The sequence below is a fragment of the Kibdelosporangium persicum genome, from assembly GCF_013280595.1.
Taxonomy (GTDB): domain Bacteria; phylum Actinomycetota; class Actinomycetes; order Mycobacteriales; family Pseudonocardiaceae; genus Kibdelosporangium; species Kibdelosporangium persicum.
In genome coordinates this window covers 44,171-64,969 of sequence record NZ_JAAATY010000045.1, presented here as the reverse complement: position 1 = coordinate 64,969, position 20,799 = coordinate 44,171, and the positions used below count along the sequence as shown (strand labels likewise).

The 20,799-nt window shown below is 66.0% G+C and carries 16 protein-coding genes and 3 pseudogenes; 6 read left to right on the top strand and 13 right to left on the bottom strand.

What is annotated here, in order from left to right:
* The first annotated feature begins 376 nt into the window (after positions 1-376).
* The 6 genes from GC106_RS43235 (at position 377) to GC106_RS43220 (ending at position 6,791) form a co-directional block, all read left to right on the top strand.
* Complete coding sequence (locus tag GC106_RS43235) at positions 377-1,177, top strand: hypothetical protein (RefSeq protein ID WP_217281674.1); 801 nt, start codon at positions 377-379, stop codon at positions 1,175-1,177.
* Positions 1,086-1,904: a pPIWI_RE module domain-containing protein gene (locus tag GC106_RS47250; RefSeq protein ID WP_217281672.1), complete on the top strand. Its 819-nt coding sequence runs from the start codon at positions 1,086-1,088 to the stop codon at positions 1,902-1,904. Before GC106_RS43235 ends, GC106_RS47250 begins: the two co-directional genes overlap by 92 nt.
* Before the next feature lie 38 nt (positions 1,905-1,942).
* Positions 1,943-2,380, top strand: a complete 438-nt coding sequence (locus tag GC106_RS47245) for a hypothetical protein (protein ID WP_217281671.1) — start codon at positions 1,943-1,945, stop codon at positions 2,378-2,380.
* Between the two features lie 66 nt (positions 2,381-2,446).
* On the top strand, positions 2,447-3,733 hold the full coding sequence (locus GC106_RS47240) for an RNaseH domain-containing protein (protein WP_312873354.1): 1,287 nt from the start codon (positions 2,447-2,449) through the stop codon (positions 3,731-3,733).
* On the top strand, positions 3,730-4,062 hold the full coding sequence (locus GC106_RS43225) for a hypothetical protein (protein ID WP_173142012.1): 333 nt from the start codon (positions 3,730-3,732) through the stop codon (positions 4,060-4,062). The genes GC106_RS47240 and GC106_RS43225 overlap by 4 nt, the downstream gene beginning before the upstream one ends.
* A gap of 407 nt (positions 4,063-4,469) precedes the next feature.
* Positions 4,470-6,791: an ATP-binding protein gene (locus GC106_RS43220; RefSeq protein WP_173142011.1), complete on the top strand. Its 2,322-nt coding sequence runs from the start codon at positions 4,470-4,472 to the stop codon at positions 6,789-6,791.
* A 20-nt stretch (positions 6,792-6,811) separates the two neighbouring features.
* On the opposite strand, the gene GC106_RS43215 is transcribed toward GC106_RS43220, so the two are convergent.
* The 13 genes and pseudogenes from GC106_RS43215 to GC106_RS43160 all read right to left on the bottom strand — a co-directional run bounded on the left by GC106_RS43215 (position 6,812) and on the right by GC106_RS43160 (position 20,291).
* Entirely contained in the window at positions 6,812-7,654 is an 843-nt protein-coding gene (locus GC106_RS43215) for a CHAT domain-containing protein (RefSeq protein WP_173142010.1), read from the bottom strand.
* Positions 7,655-7,874: 220 nt separating this feature from the next.
* Positions 7,875-8,780 (bottom strand): IS3 family transposase, encoded by a 906-nt coding sequence (locus tag GC106_RS43210; protein ID WP_312873353.1) that lies wholly within the window; start codon positions 8,778-8,780, stop codon positions 7,875-7,877.
* A 94-nt stretch (positions 8,781-8,874) separates the two neighbouring features.
* A pseudogene (locus GC106_RS49865) lies at positions 8,875-9,087 on the bottom strand (transposase); the annotation flags it as partial.
* Between the two features lie 403 nt (positions 9,088-9,490).
* Positions 9,491-10,504, bottom strand: a complete 1,014-nt coding sequence (locus tag GC106_RS43205; RefSeq protein WP_173142008.1) for a hypothetical protein — start codon at positions 10,502-10,504, stop codon at positions 9,491-9,493.
* A 94-nt stretch (positions 10,505-10,598) separates the two neighbouring features.
* A complete protein-coding gene (locus tag GC106_RS43200) occupies positions 10,599-11,462 on the bottom strand; it encodes an RNAseH domain-containing protein (RefSeq protein WP_173142007.1) in 864 nt (287 codons plus the stop codon).
* A 152-nt stretch (positions 11,463-11,614) separates the two neighbouring features.
* Positions 11,615-13,237, bottom strand: a pseudogene (locus GC106_RS43190) (pPIWI_RE module domain-containing protein); the annotation flags it as partial.
* A complete protein-coding gene (locus tag GC106_RS43185) occupies positions 13,225-14,379 on the bottom strand; it encodes a hypothetical protein (protein ID WP_173142005.1) in 1,155 nt (384 codons plus the stop codon). The pseudogene GC106_RS43190 and the gene GC106_RS43185, both read right to left, overlap by 13 nt.
* A 377-nt stretch (positions 14,380-14,756) precedes the next feature.
* Positions 14,757-16,586, bottom strand: coding sequence for a pPIWI_RE_Z domain-containing protein (locus GC106_RS43180; protein ID WP_173142004.1), 1,830 nt, complete (start codon positions 16,584-16,586; stop codon positions 14,757-14,759).
* A 17-nt stretch (positions 16,587-16,603) separates the two neighbouring features.
* Complete coding sequence (locus tag GC106_RS43175; RefSeq protein WP_173142003.1) at positions 16,604-17,617, bottom strand: pPIWI_RE_Y domain-containing protein; 1,014 nt, start codon at positions 17,615-17,617, stop codon at positions 16,604-16,606.
* Entirely contained in the window at positions 17,617-18,471 is an 855-nt protein-coding gene (locus GC106_RS43170) for a PD-(D/E)XK nuclease family protein (protein ID WP_312873356.1), read from the bottom strand. Before GC106_RS43170 ends, GC106_RS43175 begins: the two co-directional genes overlap by 1 nt.
* Before the next feature lie 31 nt (positions 18,472-18,502).
* A pseudogene (locus GC106_RS43165) lies at positions 18,503-19,519 on the bottom strand (IS481 family transposase); the annotation flags it as partial.
* An 80-nt stretch (positions 19,520-19,599) separates the two neighbouring features.
* The gene (locus tag GC106_RS49860; RefSeq protein ID WP_376777828.1) at positions 19,600-19,806 is read right to left on the bottom strand and encodes a helix-turn-helix domain-containing protein; all 207 of its coding nucleotides are present in this window, start codon (positions 19,804-19,806) and stop codon (positions 19,600-19,602) included.
* Positions 19,807-19,877: 71 nt separating this feature from the next.
* Positions 19,878-20,291, bottom strand: a complete 414-nt coding sequence (locus GC106_RS43160) for a hypothetical protein (protein ID WP_173142001.1) — start codon at positions 20,289-20,291, stop codon at positions 19,878-19,880.
* Positions 20,292-20,799 lie beyond the last annotated feature (508 nt).

The window sequence follows — 20,799 nt, the reverse complement described above, 5'->3', positions numbered from 1 at the left end:
TGTTGGACACCACACCCGAGGAACTACAGGGCTGGCTACGCCGTCACGGCGAACAACCCGACACCTGGACACGTCCCGGTGGCCCCTCGTCAACGGACACGACCAACCTCTGAACCTCACCCACTGTCCACACACGACCCCGGCGCCCTGGTCACAGTGACCACGGCACCGGGGACTGGACGGGAGACCCCCAGCCATGACCCACACGTCCACCAACCCCGCTCCCACGCCACGGCACAACCCCACCGACAACGCCCAACCAAGCCACGAGAAGATCCGCAGCCCACACAACATCCCCGCACAGTCGGTCAACTCGCTGGTGCAACAGTGGTCTGGCGCCCGCACCCGAACCTTCCAAGCACGCCACTCACCCGACATGTCCTTGGACGCCGACGACTTGTTCACCGAACTGGCCTACGGCGCACGCATCGCACAAGAAGTCACCTCGGGACGATGGTGCGTCGTCTCCCAACTGCTTCGCACAGGCGCCGTCGAGCAGGACACCAGACCACAGCTGGGTGGCTGTTCTCGTTTCCAGGAACCGCGGCCCTCACCGGTGGTGCTGCCGTCCGGCGTCGTCACCTTGACGGTCGACGACCTGGAGCTGCTGCCGTCTCGGCATCCGCAGGTCAAGGTGTGCATCGCACCCATGAGCCTGGTGGCGAGAGGTCTCAACATCCTAGTGCCGGGTGGCCAGAAGTCCGCGCTGGCTTCGGTCTGGGTGTGTGTACGTCCGCCGACCCAGATCACCGACTCCGCGGAGATGTTCGCGAGCGTCAACGCCTCTGCGTTGCGGGACGGCGGGCCGAGCGCGGATCCGGTGGGGCAGTGGATCGAACAACGCAGACGGGCGTTCTCCCGGTTGTTCCACATCCTTACCAGCGACCCGCGGTTCAGTCGGCTGAGCAAGCCTCTCAAGTCCGAGGCGATCGCCGGAATGCTCGTCGACATGATCCAGTTGGCCGGGCGGGCACGGCGCGGTGGCACCCCGGTCGAGCTCTACCTCGTGGACGACGCGTTCCACGACGAGAAGCTCGGCACGGATCTGCGGCGCTTGCTCCGCTACTACTACGACAATCTCAGCCTTGCTGAACAGCGCGCGCTGCGGCGCATCTACGGCTCAACGCTGGAGTCCTGGTTGGTCTTCGCGGGTATCGACGGCAAGGAGGCTTCGTGACGACCGACAGGAACTTGCTCTACTGGCCTACCCGCTGACCGAGCAGCTGCACGGCACGGCCTACATCCACCGCTTCCCGGAGGAGGTGGCGGACGCGTGGGAGCGGCTGCGGAATCATGCGCACGCCAACGCCAACCTTCCGTACACGGGACTGGCCACCGGCCTGCGTGCTTACAGCGGCGCCTTCGTGAATCTCTTTCCCGCCAGCAAGAAGCACGCGCCGCAGCAGTTGATCGCCAGCAGGCCGCTCGACGTGCGCGACGTGCGCGATGCCGTGGTGCTGTGGGAACAGGCCGTGCTCGGTGTACCGGATGACAAGATCACCTTCAATTACTCCAGTGAGCTGGCGGAGCTGGTGGCGGGTAGCACCGTCGAGGAGGTCTCACTCGCGGGCCACGTGCACCGGTTCGGCAACCAGCCGGACGCACCGAACTGGGTCTACGACGCCGCGACGTGGGAGGCCGCTCGCAGGCTAGAGGCGACGTCGTGGCAGGTCGACGGCGGGGAGGTGGTGCTGCGAACCGACACCGACGGCAACCTCCTGGTGTGGGACCCGAAAGCGCTGTGGTCGGATGCCTGGAAGAAGAACGGAGAGCTCCAGTACGCCGCTCTGCGCGTTCGGTTGTCGATGCAGACGATGCCGAACCTGCGTACACCCGTGCTGGTACTCGATCCCTCTGTGGCGCGGTTAAGCCGTGGGCTCTACGGCACCCGTACCGATGGCTGACCCCGAGGCGCTCAAACTCCCCGTAGCTGTGCCTTGCGATGGAACAGCGGGCAGGCAAGACCTCGATCGAGCGGACGAGCATGATCGCGGTGTCGGTGTCGCGGCGACTCGACGGCGAATGCCTTCTCGCGCCAGATGACCTCGGCCGCACGGGCGAACCAGGGCGATTGCGCCCGCTCGTGGCGAAGTCCGTGCGGTGGCCGGTCGGCCGCGGTGTGGGCATGTACACCGTGCGGGAGCTGAGTCGCCATGCCGCCGACGTGCTGGAGGTCCCGAACCTCACCGCCAGTGAGGTGAAAGGGCACAGGTTCTCCCAGCAGGCCAGGCGCATCCCGAAAAAGGGCCGGGACGCTCAGCTTCTCGACGAGAATTCCCTGTTGACCATCATCAAGGCCGCCGGCTGCGAGCGACTGCGCCTTCTCGTCCTCTACTACGAGCCACGTACCCGGACTCGCGTGCTGCGTTTGCTCGGATAGCACTTCGAACAGGCCTCGCTGGGTGAGGACCTCCCGCACGACGAGCTGATCGACGTCGGCGCCGGGGTGGAGATCGTCTTCCACCACGCGAAGGAGCTCCTCGTCCATGGCAGGCAGCGCCAGAGGATCGATGCACTGAACCGTGTGCCGCACCTCACGGGGCCGGCGGGAACGGGAGTGCTGGCGCTCTGTGAGACGGAGTACGACGGCAAGACGCCGGACGAGGACGCGAAACCTTTGGTCAACAGCTTGCTCGCGGAGCGCGGTGTGCTGGCGCAGTTTCTCGCGACCGCACCGGAGACCAAACCAGTGCACGAGCCTGCGGACGACTACCGCGGCCACGGCGCGTTGGCGGACCTGATGCGGGTTGCGGGTCTGGTCCACCCGCGAATGACGAAGGCGTTGTCATACGGATCGTTGGGGACGAAGGAACCGGTCACGTACGTCGGTCTGCACGTGCGGGAGCAGCGTGGAAACGCGTGGACCAACGGTCGGCCGAAGTTGAGCTGGTCGCTGGTCGCCACGATTCCTGATGGCGAGCACTGGCGGGTTCTCGCATATCAGGCGGTACGGGAGCGGAAGACCGACACCGAGGCCGGATGGCACGACTATTTCACTGCGAACGCGGCGTTTCGGGCGAGCCCGCTGCCCGGAGGGAAACGGCAGGACGATGTTCTGGTTGCGGCGATTGACACCGCGCTCAGGCTGCTGCAGCCGCACATCGCCACGGGAGCCGGCTATGTGCTGATGGTGTCCGGCGACAGCGCACGATCGTTGTACCCGTTGCTGGCGAACAAGAATCTCGACCTCGAACCGGACGCCTCCTGTCTGGTGAACGGCCGCCTCGCCCTGCCGGGATGGGACCCGGCCACCGGCCATCGTCCTCGGGCCGTCGTGCGCGTCACGTCCGGGAGCCGCGATCTACCGCGTCCGGTCGAGGTGCGTGTCTCCGACCCCAAGGCCGAGAATGGCCTGTACATAGTCAAGACCACCGAGTCCCTGTACGCACTGAACGGCTCGGCGAGCACCTGGATCCTGTCCAACGTTCCGCGCCAGTTCGCCGGTGGCCCGCCGCCTCGCCGTGTCGGCCGTGATGTGGGGCGCTGGTCCGCAAGTGCCGAGTTGGGCAGGAATACGTGGTACGCGCACACTGCGACCGAGATCGTCGTGGTGGGTGTGGACTCCGATCCGGTGCGGTACGCCGTCGCTGCGGCGAGGCTGTGCGATCACTCCGTGTCGTGGGACGGGCGGACCAGCTATCCCGTGCCGGTGCACTTGGCGAGGTTGATGGACCGCAACCATCCTGAGTACCGGCGGACAGTCGACGCGGACGACGAGGAGCCGAGCCAGTGAACGTGCGATGTCCGGTCGGTACTGCGGCGCTCTCCGGGGGAGGTAGCGCCGCCGGCCTCGTCATGGTCGTGCCGCACCACTGCTGGGATCCGGGCCGGCATGCCTCCTGGCGGGAGGAACACCTGGTTGTCGGGATCGAAGAGCAGGCCTCGCGTGTGCTCGGCTTCTTTCAGCAACGGTTCCAGTTCGGTGTCCCAGCAGCGCAGACATTCCTGCAGCCGCCACGTGCCGCACGAGATGTAGACGAACCGCTCGGTGTCGGCAGGTACGGCGACGACGGCGGAAGCTGTTTCGGGCGAACCGACTGCGGGACCGGGACACCGTTGTAGGTGCGTGCCGGATCGCCGGGGTGGGGTGGGGCTGGCAGCAGGTTCGCGGGCAGATCGCGGGTCAGATCTGGTGATCACTGTCCTGTTCGGACGTTGATCATGCCCGTTGTGGTGGCGTTGGTGTGCTCGGCGCCGCGTTCGTCGGTCAGCAAGTAGGGTCGGAAACGATGTCGTAGACGTCGGACCGAAGGTCATCGGGCAGTGCACCCGGTGTTCCGGAGGTCGGGGTCCGGATGTCGGACACGCCAGCCATGGTCGCGCCCAAGGCACTACTGAGCACTCCGGGGGTGGAACCGCTACGCCACCTGGGTGACAGACCGACTTTGCCTGCGTCGGCTGTTGCGGCCAGCCGTGGCATGCGACTTACGCTCGCAGTACTGCGCCCGAGGACAAGGGAGGCGGACCGCGTGCCGAGATCGCCTGGGCCGAACCAGTTGCGTCTGCGCGATGGGTTGGCCAGGGCAGTGGGCGTGCTTGGCGGAGTTCGTGCTGCCGAGGCGGCCAGCGGCATCGGGAAGTCGACATGGGACGACGCGCAGAAGGGCCGGGTTCTCCCGAACATGACGACAACGTGGCCGGTCATGCGCCTGCTGTTGATGAAGATCTCGCCTGCGGCCACCGGAGTCCGCGACTGGGACCAGCTCTACGAGGCAGCGTGCGGTGAAGCCGGTGTCCGGACCCGCCGGGCCAGACCAACAGCGCTGTCCGGTCTTCCGCCCAAACGCAGCGTTGCTGTGCCGCAACTACTTCCACCCGGCGTCAGCGAGTTCACTGCCCGGCGCGCCGAACTCGTCCTTCTGGACGAGTTGTTGCTGCGCAAGGGCAACTTCGTGCCGATGGCTGTCGTGACCGGGGAGCCTGGAATCGGTAAGACAACCCTCGCGGTCACCTGGTCCTGGCGCCATGTCGACGGGTTTGCGGACGGTGTTCTGTACCGGGATTTGCGCGGTTGGGGGCCTGACGAACCGGCGCTGCCTGAAGAGGTGCTCACCAACTGGCTTGACCAGCTGGGGCTGGATACGTCGACGATGCCGGACGATGTTGTCAGCCGCTCGGCAGCGCTGCGGTCCGCGCTGGCCCGCAGGCGGGTGTTGATCGTTCTGGACAACGCCAGGGACGAGGAGCAGGTAAGGCCTTTGCTGCCCGGAACGCCGTTGTGCCCGGTGCTGATCACCAGCAGGAACACACTGCCCGGACTGGTGATCCACCACGATGCGACGGTTATCGGACTGGACTTGCTTTCTGACGAGGAGTCCGTGTGTCTGCTACGCGCGCTGGTCGGCCCGCGCGTCGAGCAGGAAACTGCGGCCGCTGAGCGACTCGTGGACCTGTGCGGACGGCTCCCGCTCGCGCTGCGGGTGGTGGCGGCGAACGCGCGAACACGTGCGGAGGCGTCCCTCGCGGCACTCGTGGGGGAGCTGGTGGACGAACACGACCGCCTGGAGGAACTTGACGGACCTGATCCGCGTTCGACTCCGCGTGGCGCGTTCTCGTGGTCGTATCGTCAGCTTTCCGCCGATGTCGCAGCAGTTTTCCGAGCGGTCGGCCTGTTTCCGGGTCGGACGTTCGACGCCAACGTCATCGCTGCGCTCGGCGGCCTGTCGCCACGTGCCGCGGTCAGACACCTGAGAACCCTTGTTCGCCTACACCTCGCCCGCGAGGTCGCCGGACGCTTTGAGATGCACGATCTCATCCGGCTGTACGCGGAGGAGTTGGCGCGCGGCGACCAGAACACGCGCAACGCGCGTCAGCGGGCGTTCGACTACTTCGTGCACACCGCCAGGCGTGCGGACGAATTCCTGGAGCCGCAGCGGTACCGGATTCCGTTGCCGGAAACGCCGTTGGTACCGGCGCCGTTCAACGACTACAACGGTGCCTTGGCGTGGTTCTACACCGAGACTGCCAATGCCGTCGCGTTGTGCAGGCTGGACGATCCGAGTTTCGACACAGCGAGATGGCGGCTGGCGTGCTTCTTCCGTGGATTCTTTTTTCTCACCAAGCGGATCCACGAGTGGATCGAGAGCCACGAACTCGCGCTGCCGGGAGCGATCCGACTGGCTGATCGTGGTGCCGAGGCTGTCACGCGGAGCTACCTGGGTGTCGCGCTACACGAACGCGGTGACGACGATGCCGCCTTGGTCCAGTACGAGATCGCCAACCGACTGTTCCATGAGATCGGCGACGAACACGGAGCCACCAACACACTTGTCCAGCAAGCGGTGGTCCACCGCAACCGGCGTGAGTTCGATAAGGCGCTCCGGCTCGCCAGTGAAGCGCTCGACTTCTACCTCAGGGTGGGATTGATTCGCAACGCCGCCATCACGATTCGCACGATCGGGTGGATCGAGCTGGACACCGGGCGCCTCGCCGAGGCGGAACAGCACCTGACGGAGTCGCTCGCGCTCTGCCGGCAGTCGGGGCAAGGCATGACGATGGACATCGCCCGCGCTCACAACGCCCTTGGCTGGGTGCTGTTACGCCTTGGCCGGTACGACGAAGCCGAGCGGTCTCACCTGGCGGCCATCGAGGCGGGCAAGAACTGCGGTAGCAGGTTCGAGGAGGCGTTGGCCTTGGACGGCCTGGGTAGGGTCGCCCGCGCCACCGGCGATCACGCGGCCTCGGCTGCGTTCTTCCAGGATGCAGTGGACCTGTTGGAAGAGATCGGCTCGCCGCTGGCTAACGAACTGCGGGCGGACCACGCCGTGTTCCGTGAGGGTGATGATGGGTAGGCTGTGACCCGAGCGGCCGGTCATGTTCCGCTGGTGAAGGCCCGGCCGTTCCACCGTGCGTCGATGCCCACCATGCAGAGTCCCGCCCATTCGAACGGTCCGAGCTCGGGATGCTCGTCCCGTACGCGCAACTGCGCCAAGCGTAGCGCGGAGCGCACCGGGATACCCGACCTCAGCAACGGGAACAGGTGCTGCGCGACCAGTGCGGAACCGATTCCACCGATGGCCCCGGTACCGGCGATCACCGAGTCCGCGTCGCCCAGCATGGCACCGACCGCCAGGCTCAACGGGTCCGTGCCGTACCGGCTCACCGCTGTGCCGCTCCAGCAGCCGTTGAGCACGACCAGCGGGGGCAGCGGCAGGTTGGCGAGACGTTCCAGGGTGATCGCCGTGTGTCCGAGGGTGGCCGACTCGCCGGCGGCGTCGCCGCGTCCGCTGATGTACAGCATGCAGGCCTGGCTGACCATGTCGAGGCCAGAGTCCTCGACATGGTCGGCCGCCCACATGTCCAGCGTCTGGCGTTCGACGTCGTGCCCAGGCAGTCGCGGATCAAGAATGCTGACTGTTGGGCCTAGTGGCCGGCTCTGCCGGGTACGACTCCTGCTGGCTACTAGCGCCGCCGTGCGCAGACTCGGGGTGAGGACCAGTTCGGCAACGCCGGCGAGGTGCACACCGTCCCGGGTGAGCGCGCCGAGCGGCAATTGCCACAGCCTCGGGTCCGGGCACACGAGGACTGAGCGGGGGCTTTCGTTGGTGCCAGACCAGATCTCCTCGTGCGGGAACAGGAATGCGCCAAGGCTGTCCCACTTCGCCCGGGTGATGCCTCGCTGGGGCAGTTCGTCTCCTCGCGACAGCGTGTCCAACAGCGTCCCGACAGCCGGAGGTGCGATCTCGACCTGTGTTTTCCAGCCAGTTTCCAGAGTCCATGTGGTACCTGGCGATGGCAGAGGGTTCGCTGGCCACAGCGGCTCGTGTTGTGGTTTTACGTGCCTGCGTCCAAGGTGCACCTGACGTGGCGAAAGCCCGCGTCATCTCACGGATCGGTCGCACAAGTGAGGTTCCCCCGATAACTCGGAGGGTTGATTACCTGGCTCCGGTTGGGGACGCAGGGATGATAGATGGCTCGAGTTGATCGGCGTGCCAGGTAGCCTCGTACTCGTCGGGGCTGAGCCAGCCGAGCTCTTTCTGGATGCGCTGGGTGTTGTACCAGGCGTCGATGTAGCTGAAGATCGCGTTCTCGGCCTCGTCGCGGGTATGCCACGAGTTCCGGTACACGAGCTCGATCTTCAGCGTGGAGAAGAAGTTCTCCATCAGCGCGTTGTCGTAGGAGTCGCCGACGGAGCCCATCGACGGCAGGATTCCGTTGTCCGCCAAGCGTTGCGCGAAGCGGATCGAGGTGTAGGTCGAGCCTCGGTCGCTGTGGTGGATCAGCTGCCCGTCACGGACCTCGCGGGACCAGATCGCGTACTCCAGCGCGCCGAGCACGAGGCTGGTGTCGCAGCGGTCGCTGGTCTTCCAGCCCACGATCCGGTTGGAGAAGGCATCACGGACAGCTGCCAGCCAGAACACGCCCTCGCCGGTGGGGATACGGGTGGCGTCGGCAACCCACAGCCGGTCCGGGGCCGGGGCGGTGAAGTCCCGGTTGACCAGGTCCGGCGCCGGCGTCGCTCGTGGATCGCGGCGGGTCGAGGGTGTTCGCCACCTTCTGCGCAGGAACGCGCCCTGCAGCTCGTGGCCGCGCATCAGCCGCTCGACCCGCTTGCGCGACACCCGGATCCCGCGGCGGCGCAGCGTCGCGTGCACCCGCGGGCTGCCGTAGGTGGTGTGGATTTCCACGATCTCGGCCACCAGCTCCTCATCCTGACGCTGCCGCGGTGACGGGTCTGTCTGGCGCCGGACCCAGCCGTAGTAGGTGGAGGAGGCGATACCGAGGACCCGGAGGATGGGCTCGACCCCGAAGCGGCCGCGAAGCTGCTGCACGAGCTTCACGACCGTCGCCGGGTCGGGTCGAGTTCCGAGGCGAAAAAAGCACTCGCGGCCTTGAGGATCTCGTTGGCACGCTTGAGTTCCCGTTCTCCCGCCGCAGTCGGCGCAGTTCCTCCGACTCGCTGGTTGTGGGCCGATCGTCGCGCTCGCCGCGGTCGGCCTCGTCCTGCCGGATCCAGTTACGCAGTGCTTCGTGATGCACCCCGAGCTGCTCGGCCAGCCGGCGGATCACCGGCTTGGGATCAGACTCTCGATACAGCCGGACTGCACGAGCCCTCAGCTCGTCGGGGTACTTCTTCGGTGCTGCCACGGACGACTCCCTTCAGGTCCTATCGGACCATGCTTCAAAGTCTCCGAGCTACCGGGGGAACCTCACAAGTGTCCATGTTGAACATCAACCCCGCAGCCATACGTCGGCCCATCCGGATTCACGAATAGGTTCGCCAGGTCATTCGCCCGCGATGCATGGCCACGACAGCAGCTAGCCCAGGTCGGACGGCGACCGGCAGGTTCGCTGCACCCCGAAGCCCTCTACGCGACCAAACCTGCCGACGGTTGAATTCGCGCCGCACTCTCGCTGTCACGTCGTTTCACGCCGACAGTCGCAGATTCCGCTGCTCCAGCACCCCACGCGTTGAGTACGCCACCCCGCCCGCGCGCCGCTACCAGGCCAGAGGGTCCGGTGGCAACGCCACCCAGCTCCCGTGTCGGGGTCATCGGCGGTTCTTGCGCCGAGCGGCGCCTTGAAGCTTGCGCTTGGATTTCTTAAGATTAACTCCGCCGCTGCTCTTGTCAGGTGCCGACCGACCGCTCAGCGCTCGATTCAACGCGGTTTTGCGCCAGCTTGCCAGAATTTCCGGCAGGTGGTCACGGCTGTTGAGCCACTTGATTGCAGCGCGGGTGTAGAGGTCGTCCGTCTCCTCGAACTTTTTCGCGAATCCAGGTTCCAGTAGCACCCGTCGTGCGAGAGCCGTGTAGATCGGGTCTTCGGTGAAGCGCCGCATGCCCTGCACGTTGCCGACTTTAGGACAGAACGCGCCGCCCGCGAACCACGCGGCTCCTGCCATCACACTGCCGGAATCTTCACCCTCCTGGATCGTCAGCTCGGTGAGGCGTGTGGCAATCTCTCGCTCAGTGTCGTCGATCGTGACCTCCACCTCGGCCTCGAGCGCTCGCTGGTAGGCCTCGATCGCTTCGGCTGAGGTCGACAGCTTCAGCCGCTGCTCGACGCCGGTGGTCTCGAAATGCAGGACACACTCGGAAGTTTGAAGCCCTGAGCGTTGGCCGAAGACCCGTGCTGTCCGGCGGAACCCGGTCAGGAAGGTGACCTTGGGACGCTTCATGCCTTTACGGATTTCGTCGCCGTGTCGGGCGTACGGAGACGAAACGAGCGGGCAGACCTGGGCTGCGTACAGAGCGCAGATCTCGTGGACCGGTGCCTCACTCGAGATGAACGTTTTCGCCGTCGCCGCTGCTTCGTCGAAGGAAACCTGCCACCGCAGCTCCTGGCCAAGTGGAAGCGCGCACACTGCGCAGAGGTCGAAGGTGGCCAATGCGAGCTTTCGCGGCTCCGACAGCGCGCCGAAGTCGATGTCTCCGGGCGCCTGGCCGATTGCTGCGATGATCGGGTAGCCGCGATTGTCGACGCGGAGGTGTGCAAGCCGTTTCGGCTTGGGGACGGACCGTGGTCCCTTGCCTGCCGGTTCGCGCGAGTCGCCAAATGCCATTTCTACAGCCTATGGGAGGCCGTTGTCAGCGCCCTGTGATGTGCTGGTGTGGGGGTGCCGCTGGGTTGTCCACCAGCGGCAGCCCGAGGTGGTACTACCCCAGCGAACCGCCGTCCGTGGGCTGTGGGCTCAGGTACTCCTCAGCGAGCTTGGCCAGGTGCATCGGTAGAGGCCGGGCGAGGGGAACGTAGTCGTCGTGGAACCTGAGCTGGTGGGCGATCGCCGCCCACGTCGCCGCCTCGTCCTGTTCAGGGCAGCCCAGCACCGTCAGTTCCAGGTACTGCGGATTCCACGCAGCCACCGTGGGCGCAGGGCCGGCGCCCTCCCTCCCCGAGAGCTTGCGGAGTCCGCGGGGGACCTTGGGGAAGTTCTTGGGCACGTCTGCTGTGCTGGCGAAGACCAGGTTGTCCGGCGCCCCGTCCTGCGACACCCACAGGCCGACACCGAAGCCGGGCGTGTCGTTGTCCTTGCCAGGTGCGTACCACTGCGGGACCTCGTCCCGGCTGTTGCGGTCGCGGAGCAGAACAACCCGCAGGTGCTCGCCGAAGGCACCCAGGCGTTGGTCCGGTTCGCCGGCAAAGCCGAGCTTGTCCCGCACCAGGGTCTCATTACCCAGCCACCGCCATGAGTCTCGCAGGTTACCTGCGTTCGCAAGCAGCAGTGTCGGCTGGTTCCGGACCTGGAAGAGGATTGCGCGCACGCGTCGTTCGATGTCGGCTCGTTCGTCCTCGACCGTAAGAAGCGGACGAAGGCCACTCGCTGGGACGTCGTCGGCGGAGTTTCCGCCCGCCGCGAGAGAAACAAGGAGGTCCGCGTACGGAACCCAGTCCTGGACGCGGTCGTCCCAGCCCTGGACCGGGTGCTCAGGATCGGCGGGCTGTACTCGCACGGCGACGAGATGCCGGCTCGCTCGCTTGGTCGTAGTCGTGGCCTGCTTGCGCACCACCCACAGGGCCACGTACTGGAGGTCAGCCGGGACGCCGGTGCCTGCCCGGTGTACTGGTGTAGAGAAGGCGCCGAGCTGACGAAGGCCGTCCCTGCACGCGGCTTCGGCGCGGGTCGCCGGATCCGCGGTGTGGTCGTCAGCGATCTGGATGAACTGAGAGAGCCGCCTGGTGTCGCAAACCCAAGCCGCAAGGCGGGCTTCGGATCCGTGCCGGGGACCGTGAACCGGTCGGCGCCGGGAATCTCGATTAGAGCCAATCCTGGCCGACCGATGCGAGGTGAGTACCGCGCTGCCACCGCGGCTCGCCGCGCGCGCAGTGCCTCAGCGGCGTGAAGCCGCGCGTCCGGCAGGGTTTTCAGGGCCTTGGTGAGAGAGCTTGCGTCAGACAGAACGAGCTCAACTTCGAGGCCGTCCACGGACCATCGGCGGTGGTCGCCTTCGCCGGGATCGGCAGCCCCGAGCAGCAGGGCAAGCTGCCGCAGCAGGTGCTCCCGTGTCTCCGGATAGACAGTGACGATGTCGACGTGCAGCGGTTCCCCTGCCAAGACGGCACGCAGCGAGGCTCTCCTGGCCGACACAGCCCGCAATTCCACCGCAGCCCGACGCACCGGGTCGGTCTTTGGCACCTTCGGAAGCAGAACCGGCTTGGTGACGCGGAACGCCCGCTTCAGCGAAGAAACTCGGCGTAGCCAAGGACGGAGCCCGGCTTCCACCCAGTTGTCGAGGTCAGCCCGTTCCCCGGGCATCAGGCCGCTGGCGATCTTGTGTGGGCCCATCGCGGTGCTGTGCACTACCGCCGCCATGACGCCGCCTTAGCCGGCCAGCCACGCGCGCGGGTCGGCGATGAGGTCTTCGAGTTTCGGGTAACGCCGCACGATGTCGAGGTCGTCGATGATCTCCACCGGGCTGTGCCCCCGCCACGAGTACCGCCCGTCGGAGACGGAGAACTTCATCGCGTTTCCGACCAGACGGAGGCGGCGCGACTCGGTCTCTTCCTGCCAGGGCAACGGAAGGTCGAACAGCACGGTGGCGCCGCGGCCGGCTGGAACCCAGATGGGAGAACGGGTCACCCATCGGCGAATTCCCGACGACACGTGGACGCGGAACGACGGGCAAAACGGCACGGTGTGCAGAGTGATCCCCAACCGGGCCGAGTACCGGTGATCCACCCCGTTCTTCCGAAACCTCTGCGGTGGCCACGAAACCAGTTCCGCCCCGTGTTCGAGCCGGACCGCGCGGAACCACATGTCCGTGTGCGTCCCCTCGGCGCGGAAGGGGCGCTCGGCCAGGCGAAGAGCCAGCAGCTCGGGCAGGAGCGCATAGAGCCGTCGGTGTGGTGAAGCGGTCCCGCCTGGGGACACGTCGGCACCGGATAGCTCGACCGCGCAGGTCGACCATTCCGGTTCCGTCCGGCGGACCGCGTCGAGCACGCGACGGGTGGCGGCCTGGTGCTCGGATTCTGGCCGGAGAGCAGCGACCCAGCTCATGAACGCGGGTAGGACGATGTCGTGGGGAAGCGGCTCCCGCGCATAGAGCCACGGCACCGAACTGTCGGCGGCGGCACCGCGGCCGGTCGCGAGTATCCCCGGTGCCACCGCGCGGAGGAGGCTGTCGAGCTTCCGGACCGGCAGCCCGGCGAATGGTTCCCGGCTGCGCCAGCCCAGCGCGAACAGATCGGTCAGTTCGGTGCGCCACTGCTCGGCGAACGTCGTCACGTGAAGGTCTTCGACCCACGGGCCGGCGTCGGGGTCGGGTTCGTACGCGCAGGGAGTGATCAGAGAGTGCATTCCGAGGTCCTGTCGTTGAGAAGGCGGTCCAGCGCTGCCCAGAGCGGCCGGTAGAGCGCGTCGACGATGTAGCGATCGTGAGCCGATTCGGTCGAGTCCGCGGTCAGGTACGGCGTGAGCACAGCATGGATGTTGTGCAGCAGACTGGTCGCGAACGTTTCGTCGGCTGGTTTGCCTGCGGCCGTTTCCGGTGCGAACGCAGAGTCAACGAACACGACGCGTGCAGGCACCCCGCCGCGCACCAGACGGCCGATCACCTGCCAGATGAGCACCAGCAAATCCCAGGTCACCGTGTCACGGTCGACGCCGAGCGAGCTCCAGCCGAGAGACCTGGCGAGGGCTCGGTACCAGCGGGTCCGCGCTTCCTTGCGGATCGCTGAGGCGCCTTCGTCCACATCGGTCGCTTCGCGCAGATGCTCGGCGAAGTCGGTGCTATCGGTGAACCGGACCAGCCAGTCGTTCACGGTATGGACCGCGAGCCCCAGGTCGTCGGGCCGGGGGTTGGGTCGAGCCAGGAAGAACACACTGCCAATGGCAGCGACCTTGTCGTCGTTGAGGATGTTGTGCCCGCGCTCTACGGCGAGCAGTGGTGCCACGAGGATCTCCGCATCGGTGTGGCGAAGGGTGTCTACGTCGCCGCGGCGCAAGACCGGTGCGTGTCGTTCGTCGTCATTTCCGACGACGACCTCGGCGTCGTCGGACACGAGCCGCACCACCCTGCCCTTCCACCTCGAGCTCAGGGTGTGCAGGGTGTCGGCCGCCAGCTCCGCTTCGTCATAGCTGCCAACCAGGAGGAGGATCCGCCGCCGGGCATCAGGCCATTCTCGCAGCTCGCGCTCCAGGATGCTGCCGTCGTGGTCGGGCTCGCCCAGGCGGGTCACCATGCGGCGGATGATCTCCGGTCGTTCGTCGAGATCAGCGCCGGAAAGTTTCAGTGTCTCGGTCCCGGCTCCGCTCTGCAGGAACTCGAACCGCATTTCGGTTCCGCCGACCACGGCTTTGAGGTGATCTTCGGCCGGAAGCAGGATGACGCCGACCGGGACCGACACGTGGTAGCGGCTGGAACTGCCTGCCCAGCTGCTACCCGACATCAGGAGCACGTTGGTGCCCGGGCGGCCGTCGACTCTGGGAAGGTCGGGCATGGCGCGGAGCAGTTCCCGCCCGATGCCACTGCACCGAAAGTACCGCAGCTCACCGCTCTGTACGCCGTGCCGTGGCGGCCCGTCGACGATGAACTGGAAGCCCAGTACGTTTCCCCTCGGTGCTTCCGGGACGATCGGGCCGTAGTCAGGCGGTCGCTGGTACATGTCGTTGAAACCCAGCTTCAGGACCGATTCGACGCGAGGCCACATTGCGTTCATCAGGGCCAGTTTCGGTTCCAGCGCCGACAGCAGTAGGGTGAACTCGAACTGGCGGCGCTTCTTGTCCAGCCAGTCCGCCGGATCCGGCGCTGGCTTGTGCCGGCGCTTGGCCGGCCTGGGCTGTTCTTGTTGCTCTTTGTACGCCAGCTCCAGCTTCGTCAGAATCGGGACAGGTCGAACAACTCCACCAGGAAATCGGTCAGCTTTCGCCTGGTTGCCGGTTGGCGTCCGGTGGTGAGCACCTCGTTCACAAGCGCCGTCAGCTCCGGCGTGACTTTGCCGGCGCGATCGCCGAAAGGGTTGTCCCGGAACTCGTCGAGCAGGTCAGTTAGATCTCGGCGAGGCTCTTCCACGTCGGTCGCGTCGTCGGGGTAGCGTTCTTCGATCAGCCGGAGCTGTAGGGTCCAGGCGCTGAAGTAGCCGGTCCGTACCCATTCCCGAAGGTCACGGTCGGCGACCAGCATTGCGTACAGTCGATCGGTGGTCGTGGTAATTGTGTTGACTGCGGCCGTCCAGACCTCGACATCGTGGTCGGACAGCTGCGTCCGGGCACCTTCGAACAGCTCCCGGGTCTTGTGACCTACCAGGTCATCCAGCAGCGACCTGCTATCCGAGCCGCCAACCAACGTGACTGCGGGAGCGAACATCCGGTCAAGCTGCATCTGTACCCGGTCGGCTTCGTCGATGATGACGAGGTCGCTGCGTCTACAGGCGGCCTCGAGGTAACGAATCTTCTCGGCGTTTTGTGGGTGTGGTATCGCGGCATCCACCAGACCGGCTGGCGTCGAAACCCAGATGGTGGCCTGCACCAATTCGTGCGCTCCGCGGTACCGCGGGCACCCAACCCAGTAGGGGCAGGTCACCGGCACCGTCGACCACTTTCTTCTGGCGTCGGGCCGCACGGTGCGGCGGTGGAGCCGCGTGCACGGAGCCTGGTTGAACGCGAGGACATCGTCCTGGTCGCTGAGGAGCGTGTTCAGCACGCATGATGTGCCGAGGTAGCTGAACCCGGGATCCTTGTGGGCAAGGACGTTCGCCTCGCCGCGCCCGGCGAGTCTGCGGTGCATCCGCTGTGCATGCCGTTCCTTGCCCGACGCACCCAGGATCGGAGCCGCCTTGCCTCCGGTGTATAGGTTGTAAAGCCTGACCAGCTCAAGGGTTTCGGCGACGTCGCCAACCACGACTGTGATCCGACCGCCCTGTCGGGCAAGGTGCACGGTCAGCACGTCACGTAAGGTGCTTTTCCCCGCTCCGACGATGCCGAGGAGGTGCTGGATTCCCGCGACGGTGAACTCGCGCTTCTCGCGAAACGTCGATTTTCCTCGCGTCCGGAGCCGGACTGAACGCATACGGCGCGCCCAATCGTGGGGTTCGATGGCGTCCATGTCCTTAGCTGTGTCGATCAGCTCGTCCCAGTTCACCGGTATCGGATCGCCATTTCCGGGCGGAAGCAAATGGATGTCGTGTCCGGCAGGCCGAGCGAGATGCGCGGTATCGGGCAGATCGACGCGGATGGTCGCGCGGCCAGCTTGGAACTGGTGCCATCCTTGCCGAGCGAAGGTGGCTGGGCTGCCTTTGAAGGGAGGGGCCGCGGCCAGTAGCTGGTCGTACTGGGTAAATCGGTCATCGGCGATGCCCTCGGTCGGCAACCGGACGATCCGGGTATCCGGGCTCAGTACGTCGAAGGCCCTGACCCTTTTGTCCAGGGCCTGGTAAGTGGCCAGGGCGTCGTGCCATGTTGTTCGTCGACGCAAGGTCCACAACGAGAAGCGCGCCGAATGGAGAACGATAGCCGCTTCGTCCCTCGTCACAAGTCCGCGTCCGCGGGCGTAGGGAATTCCGCAGAACAGAACCCAAGCCGCGCCTACCGCTTCGGCGGGGTTTAGTCGTTCGTGCAACCGGAGCCCCAGTTCGACGTCACACAGCAAAGCTGCCTGATCCGATCGGAGGCCAGCTTCGTTGAGGGCGTCCAGTACCGGTGCCAGCACAGGTTCGGGGTCGCGGATCAGGTGTCCTTTCGGTCATTGATCGTGCTGGCGCGTAGTTCGCTTTCGGTCGCGAGGGTGACATGTGATCCGGGCGGAAGTGCGGCGGCGAAAATCTGGCGGGCGACAGGCGTGGCCAACGCACAGCTGTCCGGGATTACCGCGATGTCCACTCGGTCAGCTGTAGCGTCGATGGCGAGGACTGAGCCGACCATCCGGTCGTAGCATCGAAAGGAAACTGGTGCTCTGCCAGGAAATTCGACTTCGTGGCGCCGCGTGGCGAGATCCAGTGTGCGGACCGGAAGGCCTGTGGCCATGAGACTGTTCCGAACGCGATCCTCTAATGAGGACGGCAGGTGCATGAAGAGCCGGAGCGCGGAATGAAGCAGGAACGCCCGGCCGGTCGGCAGCCGTTGCGCGACCCGGGTCCCTGGCGGACAGGTTTCACGTTCGCACCAGGTGATCAGTTCGCCCGCGAGGCGATCCGACTGCGCAGGCAGGCCACACTCGCACAGGGCCACCCGTCCCCGGACGACCCAGGCGGCCGGAACTGGGAGGTACAAAGCCTTGATGAACTTGAAGACCGACGCGGCCTTCGGGTTCTTCATCAGGAGTTCGCGCTGTGTGTCAGGTCCGACCAGAACATGTGACCGGAGAAATTGAAATCGCTCGGCTGCTTCGGCTTCAGGAAGGTCGGACAAAGCCTCGACCATGAGCGCGTCGGCGGTGGCTGCCACTCCTGCCAGCTCGGCGCACGCTCGGGTCCGAGTGTGGTGCACCGGGTCGACGAGGGCTGTCCCGCTCTGGCCGGGCTGGTACGGCCAATGCTCTGATGCGAGGTCCGTGCACCACCGAACCAGCTCAGGCACTCCTGTCGGCGGCGTTCGCTCGTGGTCGAGGCACTCACGGACTACCAGATCCAGGGCGTATTGGGTGTCGTCTGGGTACGGAGGAACCGACGGGCCAGCACTGTCGTGGTCGGACAGAGCGTGCATGCCACGGGCAAGGTGGTTGAGCAAGGTCGTCGCGTCCATCATGTCTCTTTTCCGGGTGTTGCCCGAGCGGAACACCACTGGGACATTTCGCAGTCGGCGCAATGCAGGCCTGGCGTGGGGAGAAACCGGTCGTCGTCATGCCACTGGCCGAATGAATCGCGGACGACCGTCTCAGCGTGCTGACGGACCTCTGGTGTCCGTGGGTCGAGCGTGTAGAGGTCGGCACCGCCGGGACGGAGGACCTCCAGCTCGACCCGGCCGAATCCCAGCCCGAAGTCGTCACGTGCAGCGAGAATGGTGGCCAGAGCGAGCTGTGGGTATTGCTCGAGCCAAGGACGCGTCCCACGGCGAGCTGAAGCCGATGTCTTAACCTCTCGCCAGACCCACGTGGTGCCGTCGTGGTACAGGAGATCAGGCTTGGCTATGACGACCGTGTCGGCGTCGGTGTCATCGAAGACCAGGTTGGGTTCTACCCGGAGGTCAGCGGAGCTGCGCGTGTGGCGAACCGGGCACACCACGGCATGGTGACGCAGGAGCGTGGTGCCGAGTGCGCGGTCTTCCTCAGTGAGGCTGAAGCCCAGCGGCACCCAGTCTACTGATATCCGGGCGTCGCAGGGACAGGTGGCTGCGTGGTGGCGGTCTTCGAGGTACCGGTGCACCGCCCGCCCGCGTTCGGCCGCTAACCTACGCTCGACGCCCTGGTCGACGGGCAGGCGCTGGCGACGCCCATAGTCACGGGCCGGGCAGATAGCGTGGTTGCGCGCCGACGTAGCGGACCAGCTTCGCCGGGGGCGCCGTCGGTTTTGGACACCCAGCAGTCCCGGAGTTCGGTGCAGCGCGGGACATACTGCAGCGAACGGACAGTCGGCGCACCCGGCGCCTGGCCGGTACACGAACGGTTCGCCGGCGTCCACCAGCTGCGCTGTTGTATGAGGCCATGACGTTGGTGACGCCGGCGCGCAGCCGGGTGGCTGGTGGCTGGTTTCCGGCGGCAGTGTGGGGTCGATGGTAGTTGTAGTGGATATTCCACACCGGAAGAGCCTCTGATCGTTGTTGTTCGCTGGTCCAGGTGCGGGCGTAGAGGAATTCTTCGGCCAGGATCCGGTTGTAGCGTTCGACTTTGCCGTTGTGGCGGGGTGTGTAGGGCGTGATGCGCTGGTGGCGTGTCCCGAGTGCGTGTAGGGCGGTGGCGAAGTTGCTGGCTTTGTAGCAGGAGCCGTTGTCGGTGACGATGCGATGGATGCGGGTGATGCCGTGGGCGGCGAAGAACGCCCGGGCCCGGGAGAGGAACGCGATCGCGGTGCGGGCCTTCTCGTCCGGTAAGGCCTCGGTGTAGGCCAGCCGAGAGAACCCGTCGACCGCGGAGTGCAGGTAGGTGTAAGACACCCGCCGGCCGCCAGGGTTTCGCCGGCCGGTGGCCCGCCTGGACCGCCGCGCCTGCTCGCTGCCGCGGCCGTGGGCCCGCCAGCCACCACCGTCAGGAATCCGCCCGACTTTCTTCACGTCGAGGTGGATCATGTGGCCGGGCCAGCGGGCGTGGATCTTGCGGGGTGCCCGGTTGGTCTCACCGCTCGGGTCGAGAAACTTCCGGCGGTTGAGGCCGAGATGGGCCAAGTGCCGGCTGACGGTGCGCACCGAGATGGTGATGCCCTCGCCTGCTAGTTCCAGGGCGATCCGGCGGGCTGAGTGCTTGTGGTGCCTGCGGAGCTGTTCGATGCGGGCTACCACCTCGGCCGGGGTGGCCGTGGGCTGGTGGTGCGGGACGCTGGGCCGGTCCAGCAAACCAGCCTCGCCGAACTGGCGGTAGCGGTTGACCCACGTTGAGGCGCATTGCCGGGAAATCCCCATTTCCGCGGCGACATGCGCGATCGGACGGGTCTGGCAGCGCTCGACCAGACGGCGGCGGCCTTCAACAGACAGCGGGGCGTTACGGTGGAGCACGGACGGGTCTTTCTGCTCAACGGACGAGTTGGTGGTACTTCTCATCCTGCCGCTGAAAGACCCGTCCCCATCCTCAGGCCCTATCCGGCGTCAACAACCTCATGACCCGCAACAACTAGGTGGACATTCGCCTTGGTCTGGCCGGTTTCTACGCGGTGGAGTGCGCTTCGGGTTGTGTCGAGCTTCGGTGCCGCGAGTTCTAGGGTTAGATGGGCTTGTTTTCGCATTCGGCGGAGCTTGGCTCCGAGGTTGCGGCGTAGGTCCGGAGGATGGTTCTGTTCGGGCACCTCGGCTCTCCTGGTGGTGTTCGTTGCTGCTGAGGACTGGGCAGTTGTGGGCAACGTTGGGTTGTGGGGAGTTAGACGGCGGCAATGGCGAAGGTTGCGGATGGTGTGGTGCGGCCGCAGGTGTAGAGCATGTGGCGGGCGAGGTGGCCGGGGCCGTCCGCGGCTGGTTCGAGTGGGGTTCGGCTGATGGCGACGGTGGCTTGCGGTGTGTTGGTGATGGTTTGGGGCGTGCCGACGACGAGAGCGATGACGAACGCGATCACGTCGGTGCGGAGGTCTTCGGTGAGGTCTGGGGCGAGGCCGACTGTGGCGGCGAGGTCGTCGGGGTCTTGGCTGACGGTGACGAGTGCAGAGACTTCCGTCGGGGCGCCGTTGGCGAGGTCGAAGACGTCCACATTGGCCGTCTCGGCGAGGGCGAGGACGCGTTGCAACGGTGTGGTCTTCGTGAGAGGGCCGTTTTTGGGGTAGCTGATGAGGTTCGGCACGGACGGACGCACCATGGGGTGCCCACAGTCGGGGCAGAGCTCAGCGTCGTGGCGTGACTCGGTGTTGCAGGTGGACATAGTGCGTTCCCCGATGGTGTGAGTTGTGAAGGCGGAGGCTATGCGGTGGTCCTGCGGCGGAGGCGAAGGACTGCGGTGCAGTACGGGCAGCGGCTGCCGGGTGGCTCGGTCATAGATGGCGGGATGACTGTGGCTTGGCATAAGGCGCGGTAGGTGCCGGAGCCGGAGGCGATGCCGGCGGCGAGGTCGTCTCGGGTGACCGCGTGTTCAGCGTCGTCGACGATGCTGACGACCCACATGGGGCGTGTCGCCGCGCTGGCTGTCGCGGGCACGAGGGCATCTCCTTGGGTTGGTCGCGGGCGAGCCGGGACAGTTCGGCTCGCCCGCGACGTTTGCCCGGCGGTGGGTTGACGCCTGATCATTCGTCCCCGCCGGGCTGCCGTGCCTCGATCCAATCCGGGAGATCTCGGCTGGCTGAAATCAGCATGTC

Coding starts and splice junctions, on each gene's coding strand:
- GC106_RS47245 (WP_217281671.1), top strand. CDS start 1,943: ATGGAACAGCGGGCAGGCAAGACCTCGATCGAGCGGACGAGCATGATC.
- GC106_RS43185 (WP_173142005.1), bottom strand. CDS start 14,379: ATGCCCGACCTTCCCAGAGTCGACGGCCGCCCGGGCACCAACGTGCTC.
- GC106_RS43205 (WP_173142008.1), bottom strand. CDS start 10,504: ATGGCATTTGGCGACTCGCGCGAACCGGCAGGCAAGGGACCACGGTCC.
- GC106_RS43175 (WP_173142003.1), bottom strand. CDS start 17,617: ATGGACGCGACGACCTTGCTCAACCACCTTGCCCGTGGCATGCACGCT.
- GC106_RS43235 (WP_217281674.1), top strand. CDS start 377: ATGTCCTTGGACGCCGACGACTTGTTCACCGAACTGGCCTACGGCGCA.